The following is a 16717-nucleotide window of genomic DNA, read 5'->3' as shown; positions in this document are numbered from 1 at the left end:
CTTAAGTGGCGGGCGTTAAGGGGAAACCCTAACGCCCGTTTGTCCTAACGAATCCCAGATAGCGTGAACCTATGTCAAAGCGAGATTATTACGAGGTGCTCGGCGTTGGCCGTGATGCCAGCGAGCGGGAAATCAAGAAGGCCTATAAGCGCCTGGCTATGAAGTATCACCCCGATCGTAACCCCGGTGACAAAGAGGCCGAAGCCAGCTTTAAAGAGGTGAAGGAAGCCTACGAAATCCTCACCGACACCGACAAGAAGGCCGCTTACGATCAGTTTGGCCATGCCGGTGTTGATCCCAACCGCGGTGGCGGTGGTTTCGGTGGCGGCGGTGACTTCGGCGACATCTTCGGCGACGTGTTCGGCGATATTTTTGGCGGCGGCCGTCGTGGCGGTCAGCGTCAGGCAGCCCGTGGCTCCGACCTGCGTTACAACCTGGAGCTGTCGCTGGAAGAGGCCGTACGTGGCCTGACCAAAGAGCTGAAAGTGCCAACCCTGGTTGGCTGCGACAGCTGTGATGGTTCAGGTGCCAAGAAAGGCTCGTCTGCCACGACCTGTGGTACCTGTCATGGTATGGGTCAGGTGCAGATGCGTCAGGGCTTCTTCGCCGTGCAGCAGACCTGTCCAACCTGTCATGGCCGCGGCAAGATTATTAAAGATCCTTGCAGCAAGTGTCATGGCAATGGCCGTGTCGAGAAGACCAAGACACTGTCGGTGAAAATTCCGGCCGGTGTCGATACCGGTGACCGTATCCGTCTGGCCGGTGAAGGTGAAGCGGGCGAATTCGGTGCACCACCAGGGGATCTCTACGTTCAGGTTACCGTGCGTGAGCACCCGATTTTTGTGCGCGACGGCAACAACCTTTACTGTGAAGTGCCGATTTCCTTCGCCAAGGCGGCCCTTGGCGGCGAAATCGAAGTGCCGACCCTGGATGGCAAGGTCAGCCTGAAGATCCCCGCCGAAACCCAGACTGGACGCATGTTCCGTCTGCGTGGCAAGGGTGTTAAGTCGGTTCGCAGCCATGCCGTTGGTGACCTCCTGTGTAAGGTGGTAATGGAAACGCCGGTTAACCTGTCCGAGCGTCAGAAAGAGCTGCTGCGCGAGTTTGAAGCCAGCCTCACCGGTGAGTCGAAAAAACACAGCCCAAAGGCTGAAGGCTTTTTCGATGGTGTGAAAAAGTTCTTTCAGGATCTGAATAACTGATCCCATACCTGACACAGAAAAGCCCGGCAAATGCCGGGCTTTTTATTATCTGTGTGCATCGCACTTTTAAACGGCAGCTTACAGAGGCAAGGGGGACAATTCGCCCATGGCCTGCAATTTGGCTATCGCCGGACGTGACATACAGCGCTTGAGATAAGGCAAAAGCTCAGGGTTCAGCGGCAAATCAGTTCTAAAGTGCATGAGTAGCCCAACGCAGATATTGATATCTGCCAGGCTGAAACCCGCTGGCAGCAAGTAGTCCTGCTCCTTCAAGGCCAAAGCCAGAATGTGCTGGGCACGTTGGCTTTCCCATACCATGGTGTTTCGCAGCACCTCAGGGGGGAGCTGCTTGTCTTCGGGGTAAACCAGTTGGTTTTTCAGCAGCATCCAGGGGGCGACTTCCAACTCCGACAGGGCAAAATCATTCCACTGGCGCACCTTGGCTTTGGCCTTGGCATCTGTTGGCAGTAAGCCATTACCGAGTTCGGCAATGTAGTCACAGATAGCATTGGTTTCCAGCAGCGTCAGATCCCCATCCACCAATGCCGGCACCTTACCGTTGGGATTGATGGCAAGATAGGCTGCTTGCCGGCACTCGCCTCCTTTAAGATCCATTTTGCGGTATTCATAGGCTATGCCTGTTTCTTCCAATGCCCAAAGCGCACGCACTGTGCGGGTATTGGGGGTGCCGTAGAGAGTAATCATGCAAACTCCTTGTTGATGGTTTGGCTCAGTGTAGTCCTTGCACTGACGGCAACTAATGGTCATATTTGCCCAATTAGATGCGAAAAGTGACATTAGCCATGCCTAAAATACTGCTGCTTGCCATGCCTGGTTGTATGGCGTCCTCGGTACAGGTTGCCCTGGACATCTTTTATGTGGCCAACCGCTGCCTTGAAAAAAGCGATGGCAGCACGATTCCCGACAATGCGCGTTTCAGTGCTCAGGTGGTTTCTCCCGACGGCAAGGCGGTGGAAACCGCATCCGGCCAACGGATACAGCCGGAGCTTGCCATGGCAGATGCAAAGGCTGCCGATATAGTGATAGTGACCAGTCTTTTTGAGGCCTCTGCATCCCATGCGGATGTGGACAATTACCTCGCTGCGCAGCAAGAAGCGGCCGCCTGGCTTAAAGCCCGGTCTGCTGAGGGGGCGCTGGTGGCCAGTGCCTGTAGCGGTACCTTTCTGCTGGCTGAAGCCGGGTTAATGGATGGCCGCGAGGCAACCACCCACTGGCTGCTCGAAGGGGCATTCCGGCGTCGTTACCCCCGGGTGCGTTATCATGGTGAACGTATGTTGCTGGAATACGGCAATGTCATTTGTGGCGGTGCCTTCTTTGCCTTTACCGACATATTGCTGAAGTTGCTCGAGCGCTATGGCGGACGGGAATTGGCGCTTATGTGTGCTAGGCTGATGCTGCTTGAACCCAATCGGGAGCTGCAACAACCCTTTTTGCAGCAAAGCGGCAAACAGCACGAGGATGATGCCATTCGCAAAGCCGAGCGCTGGCTCAAGCACCACTTTGATAAGCCTATCAGTGTCGATTCAGCCGCCGAGGCCATTTCCATGGGCACCCGCAATTTTAAACGGCGCTTTAAAGCGGCTACCGGTGTTACCCCCATTGAATACCTGCAGCGAGTGCGTATTGATGCTGCAAAGCGGCAATTGGAACAGTCGAGCCGCACCAGCATTGAGGTGATTTGGTCGGTGGGTTATGAGGATGCTAGCTCCTTTCGGCGGCTCTTCAAGCGGCAAACCGGCGTGACCATGGAGCAGTACCGGCGCCGCTTTGGCCCGGCCAGTGCCAGTGGTTAAAGCCGTGCGGTTGGCTTGGTGAAGTGCCAAGGGTAGAATAGGACAAAACTGTGTTCGTCATGGCTTTAATGGATTAAGAAATATGAAAAAATTACTCGCCCCCCTGTTAATGCTTGGCCTGATAAGTGGCTGTGTTACTACCCAATCCCCCACGGGGCGCAGCCAAACCTTACTGTTTTCAGCCGCTGAAATGAACCAGCTGGGCGCAGCCTCCTTTGAAGAAATGAAGAAGCAGCAAAAAATCAGCAAGGACGCCAGACTCAATGCCTATGTTTCCTGCGTTGCCATGCGGGTGACAGCGGCACTGCCTGACCAGTCTCAGGGGTGGGAGGTTGTGGTGTTTGATTCACCTCAGGTGAATGCCTTTGCGTTGCCCGGCGGCCACATTGGCGTCTATTCCGGCTTGCTCAAGGTCGCTGAAAACCAAGACCAACTGGCGGTGGTGCTTGGCCATGAGGTCGCCCACGTGCTGGCGCAGCACAGTAACGAGCAGGTGTCCCGCACTCAGCTGACCAACACCGGGTTGCAACTGGCCGATGTGGCACTGGGTGCCGGTGGCGTGTCCAACCGTGATCTTTACATGGCGGCTCTGGGGCTGGGCACTCAGGTGGGTTACATTCTGCCCTATGGACGGGCACAGGAATCTGAAGCGGACATCATGGGATTGGAATTAATGGCCCGCGCCGGGTTCGATCCGCGAGCCGGTACCCTGTTGTGGCAAAACATGGCTAAAGCAGGCGGTGATCAGGGGCCGGAATTGCTCTCCACCCACCCATCCCACAGTACCCGTATTTCGGAATTGGCCCGCTTGGAACAAAAAGTGATGCCCCTTTATGAGGCGGCCAAAGCCGCCGGTGTGAAGAACTGTCAAATTACTAAATAAGCCAGACCTTTTTCGCCGCGCGGGCGCATTCTGTGATAGAATGCACGCCGTTAACTTCACGTACGTTCAAGAGAAACCGAATTATGTCTGATAAATTCAGCACTGTTGAGCTGCAGGCTAGCTACGGCGTGGGCCGTCAGCTGGGTGAGCAGCTGGCTGCCAACTCCTTTGAAGGTCTGGATATTCCAGCCGTACAGGCCGGTTTGGCCGATGCATTCGATGGTAAAGAAAGCGCCGTTTCCATGCAGGAACTGCAGGTTGCCTTTACCGAAATCAGCCGTCGCCTGCAAAAAGCGCAGGAAGCGGCTGCCGAAGCTGCCATCGCCGAAGGCGAGCAGTTCCTGGCTGACAACGCCAAGCGTGACGGCGTGTTTGTGACCGAATCAGGTCTGCAATACGAAATTCTGACCGAAGGCAATGGCGACAAGCCAACTTACGAGTCTACCGTTCGCACTCATTACCATGGTTCTTTCATCAGCGGCGACGTGTTTGACAGCTCTGTGCTGCGCGGTCAGCCAGCTGAATTCCCGGTTTCCGGCGTTATCGCCGGTTGGACCGAAGCACTGCAACTGATGAATGTTGGCGCCAAGTACAAGCTGTACGTGCCTTTCCACCTGGCCTATGGCGAGCGTGGTGCCGGCGCTTCTATCCCACCATACTCAACCCTGATTTTTGAGGTTGAGCTGCTGGATATCGTTTGATGTGAAACGCCTGAGCAATGCTCGGGCGTTTTTTTGCAATCAGGGAGCAAGAAATGACAGGACAAGTAAGGGTAGCCGTGATTGGCGCCAGCGGCCGTATGGGCCGTGCACTGCTTGAAGCTTGTGACAATCATGACGGCATCGTCCTCGGTGCTGCCATTGAGCGTGCCGGTTCGACCCTGGTTGGCGTCGACGCCGGTGAAATGGCAGGCATTGGCCACCTTGGGCTGGCGCTGGTCGATAATCTCGATGCGGTTGCCGACAAGTTTGATGTACTTATCGACTTCACCTCGCCAGAAGGCACGCTGTCCAATCTGGAGTGGTGTGCCAGGCATGGTAAGGCGATAGTCATTGGTACAACGGGCTTTAACCATGCGCAAAAAGAGCAGGTGGTGGCCTTTGCCGAAGAAACCCCTGTAGTGATGGCGCCCAATATGTCGGTTGGCGTTAACCTGATGTGGAAGCTGCTGGAGCTGGCAGCCAAAGTCATGGGTGATTACACCGACATCGAAATCATCGAAGGTCACCACAGACACAAGAAAGATGCGCCGTCCGGCACCGCACTCAAGATGGGTGAAGTGATAGCCCAGGCGCTGGGTCGCGATCTGGAAAAAGTGGCCGTGTACGGCCGTGAAGGCATTACCGGTGAGCGCGATCGCGAAACCATAGGTTTTGCCACCATCCGCGCCGGCGATTTGGTGGGTGAGCACACCGCCATGTTTGCCGATATCGGCGAACGTTTGGAGATCACCCACAAGGCCTCCAGTCGTATGACCTTTGCCAATGGCGCCATGCGTGCCGCCAAATGGCTTGCTGAACAAAAACCTGGTCTTTACGACATGCAGCAGGTGCTGGGACTCAATTGATCGAAAAAACCGCCGTCAGGCGGTTTTTTTTAGGTTGGGTGCCCCGAATGTATAGACGAAATGCGGGTTTTCCTATAAAATCATCGGAATTTGTCAAAATTTCGTGTTTTAACGGAAACTTGGTAATTTAATCGAAAAAAATCCACACATAACAATAACTTGGCTCTTTCGGAGGTCGCGTTGACAAAGTCTGCCTTACTCGTACTCGAAGATGGAACCCTGTTCTCAGGTACCGCAATCGGTGCTGATGGAATTGCTGTCGGAGAAGTCGTTTTTAACACTTCCATGACAGGCTATCAAGAGATATTGACGGATCCTTCTTATTCCCGCCAGATAGTCACACTGACTTATCCACACATCGGTAATACAGGTACCAACGATGAAGACACAGAATCCAGTGCAGTTCATGCCTGTGGTCTCATCATTCGCGATCTTCCCCTTATCGCCAGCAGTTTCCGTTCCACCCAATCCTTAAGCGACTATCTCAAAGCCAACAATGTGGTTGGTATCGCCGACATCGACACCCGCAAGCTGACCCGTATTCTGCGTGAAAAGGGTGCTCAGGCCGGTTGCATTCTGGTGGGTGACCTGGACAGCGACAAGGCACTGGCTGCGGCCAAAGCCTTCCCTGGTTTGAAAGGCATGGATCTCGCCAAAGAAGTGACCACCGCCGAGCGCTATCAGTGGCGCAGTGGCAGCTGGCGTCTGGAAGGCGGTCTGCCTTCAGATACCCCTGAATCTGAACTCAAGTTCAAAGTGGTAGCCTACGATTACGGCGTGAAAACCAACATCCTGCGTATGCTGGTGGACCGTGGCTGTGACGTGACTGTCGTACCCGCCAAGACCCCGGCCAGCGAAGTGCTGGCGATGAATCCGGACGGTGTATTCCTGTCAAACGGCCCTGGTGACCCAGAGCCATGTGACTATGCCATTGCCGCCATTCAGGAAATTCTCAAGACAGACATCCCGGTTTTCGGTATCTGTCTGGGCCATCAGCTGCTCGGCCTCGCCAGCGGAGCCAAGACCCTGAAAATGAAGTTTGGTCACCATGGTGCCAACCACCCTGTGGGGGATGTGGAAAAAGGCACTGTGATGATCACCAGCCAGAACCACGGCTTTGCGGTTGATGAGGCGACACTGCCTGCCAACCTCAAGGTGACTCACAAGTCGCTGTTCGATGGTTCTTTGCAGGGCATTCACCGCACCGACAAACCTGCGTTCAGCTTCCAGGGCCACCCTGAAGCCAGCCCAGGTCCTCACGACTGTGCCCCGCTGTTCGACCATTTCATCGAACTGATTGAAGAGTATCGCAAGAACGCCAAGTAAGCCGAGCTGGAGAAGATAGAAGCAATGCCAAAACGTACCGACATAAAAAGTATTCTTATCCTGGGTGCTGGCCCCATCGTTATCGGCCAGGCCTGTGAATTCGACTACTCTGGCGCCCAGGCCTGTAAAGCCCTGCGCGAAGAAGGCTACCGTGTCATCCTGGTGAACTCCAACCCGGCCACCATCATGACCGACCCAGAGATGGCCGATGCCACTTACATCGAGCCTATCCACTGGGAAGTGGTGCGCAACATCATCAAGAAAGAGCGTCCGGATGCGATTCTGCCCACCATGGGCGGCCAGACAGCACTGAACTGTGCCCTGGAGCTGGAAGCCAAAGGCGTTCTGAAGGAATTCAACGTTGAGATGATCGGCGCCACCGCCGATGCCATCGACAAGGCCGAAGACCGCGCCCGTTTCGACAAGGCCATGAAGAAGATTGGCCTGGAGTGTCCACGCGCCGGTATCGCCCACAGCATGGAAGAGGCCTACGCGGTACTCGACCAGGTGGGTTTCCCCTGTATCATCCGTCCCTCCTTCACCATGGGTGGCTCGGGCGGCGGTATCGCCTACAACAAGGAAGAGTTCGAAGAAATCTGTTCTCAGGGTCTCGAACTGTCACCTACCAACGAGCTTTTGATTGACGAATCGCTCATCGGTTGGAAAGAGTACGAGATGGAAGTGGTCCGTGACCGCAACGATAACTGCATCATCGTCTGCTCCATCGAAAACTTCGACGCCATGGGCGTGCACACAGGTGACTCCATCACTGTGGCCCCTGCCCAGACCCTTACCGACAAGGAATACCAAATCATGCGTAACGCCTCCATGGCGGTACTGCGTGAAATCGGTGTGGAAACCGGCGGCTCAAACGTACAGTTTGGTATCAGCCCGACAACCGGCCGTATGGTCGTTATCGAGATGAACCCCCGTGTGTCCCGCTCTTCAGCGCTGGCCTCTAAAGCAACCGGTTTCCCGATTGCCAAGGTTGCCGCCAAGCTGGCCGTGGGTTTCACCCTCGATGAGCTGATGAACGACATCACCGGCGGTCGCACTCCTGCGTCTTTCGAGCCGTCCATCGACTACGTGGTCACCAAGGTGCCACGCTTTAACTTCGAAAAATTTGCCGGCGCCAACGACCGTCTGACCACTCAGATGAAATCCGTGGGTGAAGTGATGGCCATTGGCCGTACCTTCCAGGAGTCTGTGCAAAAGGCCCTGCGTGGCCTCGAAGTAAGTCGCAACGGTTTCGACCCTGTCGTCGACCTGAACGATGCCGATGCACTGCAGAAAATCCGCCATGAGCTCAAAGAGCCTGGCGCAGACCGTATCTGGTACATAGGCGATGCCTTCCGTGCCGGCCTGTCTGTGGACGATATCTTCACCCTGACCAACATCGACCGCTGGTTCCTGGTACAGATTGAAGAAATCATCCAGCTGGAAGCCAAGGTTAAAGAGCTGGGCGTAACCGGTATCGATGAAGACTTCCTGCGTAAGCTAAAGCGCAAGGGCTTCTCCGATGCTCGCATGAGTGCACTGCTTGGCATCAGCGAAGGCGAAATCCGCAAGCTGCGTGAGCGCTTCAACGTATTCCCCGTGTACAAGCGCGTGGATACCTGCGCCGCCGAATTTGCCACCGACACAGCCTACATGTACTCCACCTATGAGGAAGAGTGCGAAGCCAATCCGTCTGACAAAGACAAGATCATGGTGCTCGGCGGTGGTCCAAACCGTATCGGTCAGGGTATCGAGTTCGATTACTGCTGTGTGCACGCCGCGCTGGCGCTGCGTGAAGACGGCTTTGAAACCATCATGGTTAACTGTAACCCTGAAACCGTTTCTACCGACTACGACACCTCAGACCGTCTGTACTTCGAACCAGTCACCCTGGAAGACGTACTGGAAATCGTCCGCATCGAGAAGCCAAAGGGCGTTATCGTGCACTACGGTGGCCAGACGCCACTGAAGCTGGCCCGTGCCCTGGAAGCCGCCGGTGTGCCTATTATCGGTACCAGCCCTGATGCCATCGACCGTGCCGAAGACCGTGAGCGCTTCCAGCAGGCCATCAAGCGCCTGAACATGAAGCAGCCTGAGAACGACACTGTAACCACAGTGGAAGGTGCCGTGATCGCCGCCGAGCGTATCGGATACCCACTGGTGGTTCGCCCATCCTACGTGCTGGGTGGCCGCGCCATGGAAATCGTCTATGACGAGCAGGACCTGCGCCGCTACTTCAACGAAGCCGTGAGCGTATCCAACGCCTCGCCAGTACTGCTGGACCGCTTCCTGGATGATGCCACCGAGGTGGATATCGATGCCGTGTGCGATGGCGAAACCGTGGTTATCGGTGCCATCATGGAGCACATCGAACAAGCCGGTGTTCACTCTGGTGACTCAGCCTGTTCGCTGCCGCCATACACACTGTCCAAGGCGATTCAGGACCAGATGCGCGAGCAGGTAACCAAGCTGGCGTTTGAGCTTGGCGTAGTGGGTCTGATGAACGTGCAGTTCGCGGTAAAGGATAACGAAATCTATATGATTGAAGTTAACCCACGTGCTGCCCGTACCGTGCCATTCGTATCCAAGGCCACCGGTGTGCCACTGGCCAAGATCGCCGCCCGTGTGATGGCAGGTCAGAGCCTGAAAGCGCAGAACTTTACCAAGGAAGTTATCCCGCCTTTCTACTCAGTGAAAGAAGTGGTACTGCCTTTCAACAAGTTCCCCGGCGTTGACCCGCTGCTCGGCCCTGAAATGCGCTCTACCGGTGAGGTAATGGGGGTGGGTGATACCTTCGCCGAAGCCTATGCCAAGTCTGAACTGGGCTCTATCAAGGACGTACCACGCTCAGGCCGCGCCCTCTTGTCTGTGCGTAACAGCGACAAGAAAAAGGTTGCCGACCTGGCTGCCCGTCTGATTGAACTGGGTTATGAGCTGGATGCCACCCACGGCACCGCGGTTATCCTCGGTGAAGCCGGTATCAACCCACGTCTGGTGAACAAGGTGCACGAAGGCCGTCCACACATTCTTGACCGTATCAAGAACGGTGAGTACAGCTACATAGTGAACACCACCGAAGGCCGTCAAGCCATCGAAGATTCACGCCAGCTGCGTCGCGCTGCGCTGCGTTACAAGGTGAACTACACCACCACCCTGAACGCCGCCTTCGCCAACTGTATGGCTCACAACGCCGATGACCGCAATAAAGTGGCCTCGGTACAAGAGCTGCACGAGCGCGTAAAGCAGTCTCAGGGCTGATAGCCTAAGGGTTATGTTCCATTGAAAAAGCCACCTCAGGGTGGCTTTTTTGTTTCTGCTTTTCAGGGGGCTTGATTGAAGCCCTTAATACTGTGCTTATAAAGCAAGGTCAGAGCCTGTAATCCATGCCTGCAGGGAAGCGCAGGCCGGTTATCCTGTCACAGGAAGTTCACCTGGATGGGTATGGTCTTACCGCTAGGGGGCGTTGCCGTTGGGGGAGAGCCGAGCGAAAATGACATGGTATTAGTGTCTGTATATGTCAAATCGTTGTTATTTCTTTACATTTAGTTAATTATATTGAAACAAGGATTGGCGGGTTATTGCGGTGCCGGGGCGTGCTTGGTTGGTTGATTCTCGTCGTGCACTGCGGAACCATTCCGACTGTCAGGGAGGTGTGCGGATTTATATAACTCAAAAAACAGGAGATCCCGTATGTTTTCCAGCCTGAGGCTTTCTCAGCAGCTCTATTACTCTTTCGGTGTGGTGATTGTTCTCTTATTGGTAGTCACAGTGGCCGGATACAGGGGATTGACAGACGGCTTCGAAAACTTCAGCGAATATGGACAGTTGGCGAAAAGCTCAAATGCCGCCAGTGAAGCTGAAGCCACCTTGCTCCGGGCTCGGGTCGATGTACTCAGATACCTTAATACTCCCGACGACGCCATTTATCAGTCATTTCAGAAAAACATAGCAGAACTCAATCAAGACTTTACCAATGCCAGGGAATTGGAGCTTGATGCCGGTCGGGATAGTCTTCTGGCACAGGCCGATGGGCTGGTGAAAAGCTATGCTTCCACCTTTAAAGCCGTGACAGGCGATTTTGCCGCTCGCAATCAGGTGGTGCGCGATTTGTTGGACCCTGCCGGGCTGAGAATGCGCGAAAACGTGACCGATGTGATCACCGCCATGTATCAGGAAGGGGACGCTGAAGGCCTGTTTATTGCGGCAAGGAGCCAGGAAAAACTGATGCTTGCCCGGCTTTTTGCTGCCAGTTTTCTGATTTCCAACAGAGAAGAGGACTATAAGCGGGCGTTGCAGGAACTCTCTGCCCTCGACGGCACCATTAATGGCCTTAAAAGTGTTGATAGTGCGTCTGTTATTGCCGACAAGGTGCAGGGTATTGATGAGGGACGAATTCAATATCGTGATGCCCTTAAAGCGGTTTTCGGCATTATTCAGGACCAGAACAAACGCATCAATGAGGGGTTGAATGTCATCGGACCCAACGTGGCCGGTGTGCTCGAGGAATACAATAAAGCGATTGAGCAGCAACAGGATGAACTGGGGTTGCACACCCAGCAGGAAAGGGAAAACGCCATAGATACGGTTGTTGTGGTTGCCATAGCGGCGCTGTTGCTGGCTATTTGGCTGGCCATCACCGTAGTGCGTGGTATTCGTCGACCTGTGGGTGGCGAGCCCAGAGAAATGGCGTCCATCGCCCGCGAAATTGCCGGCGGAAACCTGGGGCAGAATTTCCAACGCGAAGGCAGTACAGGTATTTATGCGGCCATGGCCGAAATGAATGACAATCTGCGGCGTATCGTCAGCGAGCTGACCGACGCTTCCCGAACCCTGGGAGAGTCTTCCAGTGGCATGCTTGGGGTAACCCAGGAGAGCAGGGTGAACTCTGAATCTCAAGCCGATCAGTTGGTGCACACCGCCTCAGCCATGCAGGAGATGACCCATACTGTGGATGACATCGCCCGAAACGCCCAGCGCGCGTCAGAAATGGCCTCTGAGGCCGATCACCATGCCCAGGATGGAATGGGAATTGTGGAAGACACCCGACGCAGCATCATGGTGTTGGTGGATAACATCAGGGATGTGAGCGGCATTATTGAGAATCTAGAGAAAGAAACCGAAAACGTTGGCGCCATTCTTGGCGTTATTCGGGGCATTGCCGAGCAAACCAACTTGCTTGCGCTCAATGCCGCCATAGAAGCGGCCCGCGCCGGTGAGCAGGGCCGCGGCTTTGCTGTGGTGGCCGATGAGGTGAGGAATCTTGCCAGCCGCACCCAGAACAGCACAGCTGAAATTCAGGCTTTAATTGGTCGATTGCAGGCTGAATCCCGCCGTTCGGTTGAATCCATGAGGCTGAGTGTCACCGAGGCCACCCAAACGTCAGACAAGGCGAATAAGGCCATTGCTGCCCTGGGGGCGATTGCTGATTCGGTGATGGCCATTCGCGATATGAACCACCAGATTGCAGTTGCCGCCGAGGAGCAGACCACTGTGGTCAACACCATTAACCTGAGCGTGGAGGAAATCAGTGCATTGGCCCGCAAGAATGCCCAAGGCAGTGAGCAGGTGCAAAATTCGGCCAACGGCATCAGCGGAATATCCAGTAAGCTCAGTGGCATAGTCGGGCGATTCAGGCTCTGATCTCCCAAGCCCCGGCGTTGCATGGCTGGTCTGGCCTTTGCAATGTCGGGGCTTTTGTTATTGGCGCGCCGCATTTGGCGTGTTATCAAAGCACTGTTATTCACAAACCTTATTGATTATTCACTGGCCGCAGGTTTTGCTTGGACCAAAGCAGTTTCTGGAAGAGCGTCGGCCCCTATTGATGGTGTCCCACTGGCTGGGATACCCAAGAAGAGGAATCGCCATGAGTCTGAGTAAACTTGCCGAAGCCAAACATCTGCTTGAGCAGCCCATGACCCTTGGCAACTTGAAACGCTTTCAAGTGCTTTGCCAGGGAGCAGATGATGAAACCGTAGCGGTGAGGGAACTGCGTGAGCCTCTGAAGGCGCGCCTTGCCGATGATGAAGACCTCTTTTTTGCCGCGCTGGAGCAGGGGCTAATCTAGCGGCAGAGTTGTCCAGGCCTGTATCTGAAACTCTTTGGCAAGTGGGCTTGATTAATTCAGCTTCGCCCCCATATCACTAACCATGAGAGCCCTTCACGCCGCGTTTAAATGGATGTTTGTGTGCCTGCTTCTGTCGATTGGCAGCTGGGCAGCGGCTGGCTGTGCCTCAGAGTCGGTATCTGTGGGCGTGAATTCAGGGATGCTTACTGCAGGGGCTAATGCAGAGCATCCGCTCACCAGTATGGCTCTGCACCAGTCAACTGACAGTGCGCCAATGGGCTATCAGACTGCAACGAGCCTTTCACAGGTGCCCATGCACCTGAACCTGGGTAAACCAGCCTCTTTGCACGCCTGGTTGCAGGTCAATGGGGATGGCAGTGAGCGGCTCTCATCGGCTTTGTCATCAGGCATGCAACCATCACCGCTCGATAATCATGTAGTTAATATCCCCCGGGGCTACCGATGGCAGTTACTCTCGGCGCAGTGGCTCAGGGACTTTACCCCCGAATATGTGCTGGCGCTTGAGCTACCTTTGCCCGAGGTGCCCGCACTCTTACCCCGAACCGATACAGAGTTCCCCCCTCAACTGGATTGGCCTTTGACCTACCACAGCGGCGCAAGTCTGCGTCCCGGTGGCTGGAAAGAGTCCAACCTGCGTTTTCGCTTTCTCCAAAGTCGCGACCTTTCTCTTCCCGGCATGGCCTGAGCGCCATCAGTGGTCCGCTCAATCGCAGCGGACTTTGCCTGACCTAAATTAGAAGAGAATGTTATGCTGACCGATCAACTGCTTAACAGCGGGCGGCGCGCTGTTGCCCGCAAACCGTTAAATCGAACCACCCCCTGGCTGGCGCTGACCTTTCTGGTGGCGCTGATACTCCTGGCGTTTTCGGCACTGCCGAGTTTTTACGGTGAAAGAGCCGCCCTGACCCTGGGTAAAGACGCCTGGATTAGCCCGCAGCAGGCGGAGCAAATCCTCACAGATGCCCACATCGGCGTAGCCGCCATCAGCGACAAAGACAAGGGCATCCAGATCACCCTCAGCGATGAAAATCAGCAGATGGCAGCACGCCAGTTATTGGCCAGGCAGGCCCATGACCCGGCGGCTATTACGCTTTCCATGGTACCTGCGGCGCCGCAGTGGCTCAGCAGGCTGGGTTTGTCCCCCATCAAGCTCGGGCTGGACTTGCGCGGTGGAGTGCAATTTCTGATGCAGGTCGATACGGCGCCTGTATTCAAGGCGCAGGGCGATGCCCTGAGCGGGGCCATTCGTGAAGCCATCAGAGACAAGGGGCTGAGATCGGTTGCTGTGCTGAAAGATGAAAGCGGGCTTCCGGCAAATCCCGACGCGCTGAAATTATCCGGCGCCGAAAAGAGTATTGCTGAGCTTAAAAGCTGGTTGGTGCTCAATTATCCCCAGTGGCAGACAGAGTCCGTTGATGGCGCGCTTTTTGTGCGCCTCAAAGACACAGAGCGTGCTGCCCTGGTGTCGCAAACCCTTAAGGAAAACATCAACATCATGCGCGGTCGCATTCAGGAGCTTGGGATAACTGAGGCCATAGTGCAGCGCCATGGAGAATACCGCATTCTGGTGGAGTTGCCCGGGGTACAGGACCCGGTTGCCGCCAAGCGGGTCATAGGCGCTACGGCGAGCTTGTCTTTTCACGAACTCAGTGAAGGCGGCAATGCGCTGCAAACAACCTTTGGCGATGGCCGCATCGGGCTTAATCCTGCGCCGGTTCTTGGCGGTGAACACATAGTCGATGCCCGTGCCGGCAGCGATGAAATGGGGCGACCGGCAGTGAATATTGTGCTGGATACCGAGGGTGGCAAACGCATCTCTGACTTTTCCCGCGGCCATATCGGTGAGCCAATGGCCACCCGTTACAGTGAGTACCGAGCCAGCGCCGAGGGCACGGTAAAAGACAGCCGGGTGATTTCGGTTGCCACCATTAACAGCCAGTTGGGTAACCGTTTCTCCATCACAGGGCTTGGCAGCCATGGGGAGGCGCAGGAGCTTGCCATGCTGCTGCGGGCAGGTTCGATGACGGCCCCGGTGACCATTCAGAAGGAGCGCTCCATAGGTCCAAGCCTGGGCGCCGAGAATATTCATAACGGGTTTGCTGCGCTGGCGCTGGGTATGGGGGCAACCCTGCTGTTTATGGCGCTGTGGTATCGCCGCCTCGGCTGGGTGGCCAATGTGGCGCTGCTGGCCAATCTGGTGATGCTGCTTGGGCTGCTGGCGCTTATTCCCGGCGCAGTGCTCACCCTGCCGGGAATCGCGGGTTTGGTGCTGACCGTTGGTATGGCAGTTGATACCAACGTCCTGATTTTTGAGCGTATCCGCGACAAGATGAAGGAGGGCAGAAGCCTTGCTCTGGCCATAGACAAGGGTTTTACCAGTGCCTTTGGCACCATAGTGGATGCCAACCTCACCACCATGATCACAGCGCTGGTGCTTTACGCCATCGGCAATGGCCCCATTCAGGGGTTTGCCCTGACGTTGGGGCTGGGCCTTATCACTTCGATGATCACAGGTATTTTTATGTCACGGCTCATCATCAATTGGGTTTATGGCCGCGACGAGCGTAAGGCAGTGAGGATATAACCATGAAAGCATTCAATCTCACCCGGCTCAGACACCTGATGAGCCTGATTTCCATCGTGGCCCTGCTGCTGTCTGTGCTGGCGATCACCACCCAGGGCTTTAACCTCGGATTGGATTTTACCGGCGGCGCCTTTGCTGAGGTCGCCATGGCAACCGATACCCGGATTGACCAGGTCGAAACCGCCCTGGCGCATCTTGGTGACGGCAGCATTTCGGTGGTTGCCACTGAGCCGGGGCACTTTTTGATTCGCATGGGGGCCACCCTGGATACCCAGACCCTTGCCGACTTTAATCAATCTTTGTTGCAGCTAGACCCCACCATGCAGGTGCTGGACCGGGACTCTGTGTCACCCCAGGTAGGGCAGGAGCTCTTCGAGCAGGGTGGCCTTGCGCTCCTCATCGCCATGCTCTGTATTCTGGGCTATTTGTCGCTGCGTTTTGAATGGCGTCTCGCAGCGGGGGCGCTCTTTGCACTGGTGCATGATGTGGTTCTGGTGCTTGGGGTATTTGCGCTGACGGGGATGGAGTTCAATCTCACTGTGCTGGCGGCAGTGCTGGCGGTGCTGGGTTACTCCCTCAATGACTCCATCATTATCGCCGACCGGATAAGGGAGCTTTTGATAGCCAGGCCCAAGTCCAGACTCACCGAGGTTAACGATGCGGCCATAGTACAAACCTTCTCCCGCACCATGGTAACCTCGGGCACCACCCTTATTACCGTAGGTGCTTTGTGGCTCCTTGGCGGCGCGCCGCTGGAAGGCTTTGCGCTGGCCATGTTTGTCGGCATAGTCACCGGCACCTTCTCCTCTGTATCCGTGGGGACAGTACTGCCGGAGCTCTTGGGTTTGAGCCCTGAGCATTATCGTAAAACCCCCGACAACGAGCTCCAGGGCGCGCAAGGTAAATAGCTGCAGCGCGAAGTAGCCTTGTCTTTAACGCCGGGTGCACCCCGGCGTTCATTTTTGTACTGTGATATCTGCAATCACGTCGACGCAACCCATTGGTACAGCCCGTCCGTTGGCCAATGGAAGATGTAGGATTGGCCGAAGCATCTCTGGTTTAAGTGTCTCGGGTTTAAGTGTCTCGGGTTTAAGTTTCTCTGATAACAGTGTCTTGGGTTTCAGGATTTCAGGCCCTGTAGCGCTTTTATGATCGCTTTGTGCCGCTGTTGCGTAATCTGAGCTGACTGCCACGGCAACTGCTGCTTGTAACCCTCGTTCGCAGCGACGCATTCAAAGCGTATGTCGCCGTGGCCTCTC

At 55.4% G+C, this 16717-nt stretch carries 13 protein-coding genes; 12 read left to right on the top strand and 1 reads right to left on the bottom strand.

What is annotated here, in order from left to right; genetic code table 11:
* The first annotated feature begins 71 nt into the window (after positions 1-71).
* Complete coding sequence (gene dnaJ, locus JQC75_RS13020) at positions 72-1202, top strand: molecular chaperone DnaJ (RefSeq protein WP_011760619.1); 1131 nt, start codon at positions 72-74, stop codon at positions 1200-1202.
* 78 nt (positions 1203-1280) lie between these two features.
* On the opposite strand, the gene JQC75_RS13015 is transcribed toward dnaJ, so the two are convergent.
* Positions 1281-1907, bottom strand: a complete 627-nt coding sequence (locus tag JQC75_RS13015) for a glutathione S-transferase family protein (RefSeq protein ID WP_203324502.1) — start codon at positions 1905-1907, stop codon at positions 1281-1283.
* A 98-nt stretch (positions 1908-2005) separates the two neighbouring features.
* Here JQC75_RS13015 and JQC75_RS13010 point away from each other — a divergent pair, with 98 nt between their 5' ends.
* The 11 genes from JQC75_RS13010 (at position 2006) to secF (ending at position 16366) form a co-directional block, all read left to right on the top strand.
* Positions 2006-3016: a GlxA family transcriptional regulator gene (locus tag JQC75_RS13010; protein WP_203324501.1), complete on the top strand. Its 1011-nt coding sequence runs from the start codon at positions 2006-2008 to the stop codon at positions 3014-3016.
* 82 nt (positions 3017-3098) lie between these two features.
* Positions 3099-3899: a M48 family metallopeptidase gene (locus JQC75_RS13005; RefSeq protein ID WP_203324500.1), complete on the top strand. Its 801-nt coding sequence runs from the start codon at positions 3099-3101 to the stop codon at positions 3897-3899.
* An 83-nt stretch (positions 3900-3982) separates the two neighbouring features.
* On the top strand, positions 3983-4600 hold the full coding sequence (locus tag JQC75_RS13000) for a BamJ family beta-barrel-assembly machinery protein (protein WP_203324499.1): 618 nt from the start codon (positions 3983-3985) through the stop codon (positions 4598-4600).
* 53 nt (positions 4601-4653) lie between these two features.
* Entirely contained in the window at positions 4654-5466 is an 813-nt protein-coding gene (gene dapB, locus JQC75_RS12995) for a 4-hydroxy-tetrahydrodipicolinate reductase (protein WP_203324498.1), read from the top strand.
* A gap of 180 nt (positions 5467-5646) precedes the next feature.
* Positions 5647-6792 carry a glutamine-hydrolyzing carbamoyl-phosphate synthase small subunit gene (carA, locus tag JQC75_RS12990; protein ID WP_203324497.1) on the top strand — a complete coding sequence of 382 codons (1146 nt, stop codon included), beginning with the start codon at positions 5647-5649 and terminating at the stop codon, positions 6790-6792.
* A 24-nt stretch (positions 6793-6816) separates the two neighbouring features.
* Positions 6817-10047, top strand: a complete 3231-nt coding sequence (carB, locus tag JQC75_RS12985) for a carbamoyl-phosphate synthase large subunit (protein ID WP_203324496.1) — start codon at positions 6817-6819, stop codon at positions 10045-10047.
* A 432-nt stretch (positions 10048-10479) separates the two neighbouring features.
* Entirely contained in the window at positions 10480-12429 is a 1950-nt protein-coding gene (locus tag JQC75_RS12980; protein ID WP_203324495.1) for a methyl-accepting chemotaxis protein, read from the top strand.
* 223 nt (positions 12430-12652) lie between these two features.
* Positions 12653-12853, top strand: a complete 201-nt coding sequence (locus JQC75_RS12975; protein ID WP_203324494.1) for a hypothetical protein — start codon at positions 12653-12655, stop codon at positions 12851-12853.
* Positions 12854-12935: 82 nt separating this feature from the next.
* On the top strand, positions 12936-13559 hold the full coding sequence (locus tag JQC75_RS12970; RefSeq protein WP_203324493.1) for a hypothetical protein: 624 nt from the start codon (positions 12936-12938) through the stop codon (positions 13557-13559).
* A gap of 63 nt (positions 13560-13622) precedes the next feature.
* Positions 13623-15458: a protein translocase subunit SecD gene (gene secD / locus JQC75_RS12965; protein ID WP_203324492.1), complete on the top strand. Its 1836-nt coding sequence runs from the start codon at positions 13623-13625 to the stop codon at positions 15456-15458.
* A gap of 2 nt (positions 15459-15460) precedes the next feature.
* The gene (gene secF, locus JQC75_RS12960) at positions 15461-16366 is read left to right on the top strand and encodes a protein translocase subunit SecF (protein WP_203324491.1); all 906 of its coding nucleotides are present in this window, start codon (positions 15461-15463) and stop codon (positions 16364-16366) included.
* Positions 16367-16717: the final 351 nt, after the last annotated feature.

It is taken from the genome of Shewanella litorisediminis, from assembly GCF_016834455.1.
Classification (GTDB): domain Bacteria; phylum Pseudomonadota; class Gammaproteobacteria; order Enterobacterales; family Shewanellaceae; genus Shewanella; species Shewanella litorisediminis.
This window is presented reverse-complemented; position numbering and strand designations above follow the sequence as displayed.

Excerpts from the sequence above, each read along its gene's own strand:
- dnaJ (WP_011760619.1), top strand. The coding sequence starts at position 72 with ATGTCAAAGCGAGATTATTACGAGGTGCTCGGCGTTGGCCGTGATGCC.
- JQC75_RS13015 (WP_203324502.1), bottom strand. The coding sequence starts at position 1,907 with ATGATTACTCTCTACGGCACCCCCAATACCCGCACAGTGCGTGCGCTT.
- JQC75_RS13010 (WP_203324501.1), top strand. The coding sequence starts at position 2,006 with ATGCCTAAAATACTGCTGCTTGCCATGCCTGGTTGTATGGCGTCCTCG.
- JQC75_RS13005 (WP_203324500.1), top strand. The coding sequence starts at position 3,099 with ATGAAAAAATTACTCGCCCCCCTGTTAATGCTTGGCCTGATAAGTGGC.
- JQC75_RS13000 (WP_203324499.1), top strand. The coding sequence starts at position 3,983 with ATGTCTGATAAATTCAGCACTGTTGAGCTGCAGGCTAGCTACGGCGTG.
- dapB (WP_203324498.1), top strand. The coding sequence starts at position 4,654 with ATGACAGGACAAGTAAGGGTAGCCGTGATTGGCGCCAGCGGCCGTATG.
- carB (WP_203324496.1), top strand. The coding sequence starts at position 6,817 with ATGCCAAAACGTACCGACATAAAAAGTATTCTTATCCTGGGTGCTGGC.
- JQC75_RS12980 (WP_203324495.1), top strand. The coding sequence starts at position 10,480 with ATGTTTTCCAGCCTGAGGCTTTCTCAGCAGCTCTATTACTCTTTCGGT.
- JQC75_RS12975 (WP_203324494.1), top strand. The coding sequence starts at position 12,653 with ATGAGTCTGAGTAAACTTGCCGAAGCCAAACATCTGCTTGAGCAGCCC.
- JQC75_RS12970 (WP_203324493.1), top strand. The coding sequence starts at position 12,936 with ATGAGAGCCCTTCACGCCGCGTTTAAATGGATGTTTGTGTGCCTGCTT.
- secD (WP_203324492.1), top strand. The coding sequence starts at position 13,623 with ATGCTGACCGATCAACTGCTTAACAGCGGGCGGCGCGCTGTTGCCCGC.
- secF (WP_203324491.1), top strand. The coding sequence starts at position 15,461 with ATGAAAGCATTCAATCTCACCCGGCTCAGACACCTGATGAGCCTGATT.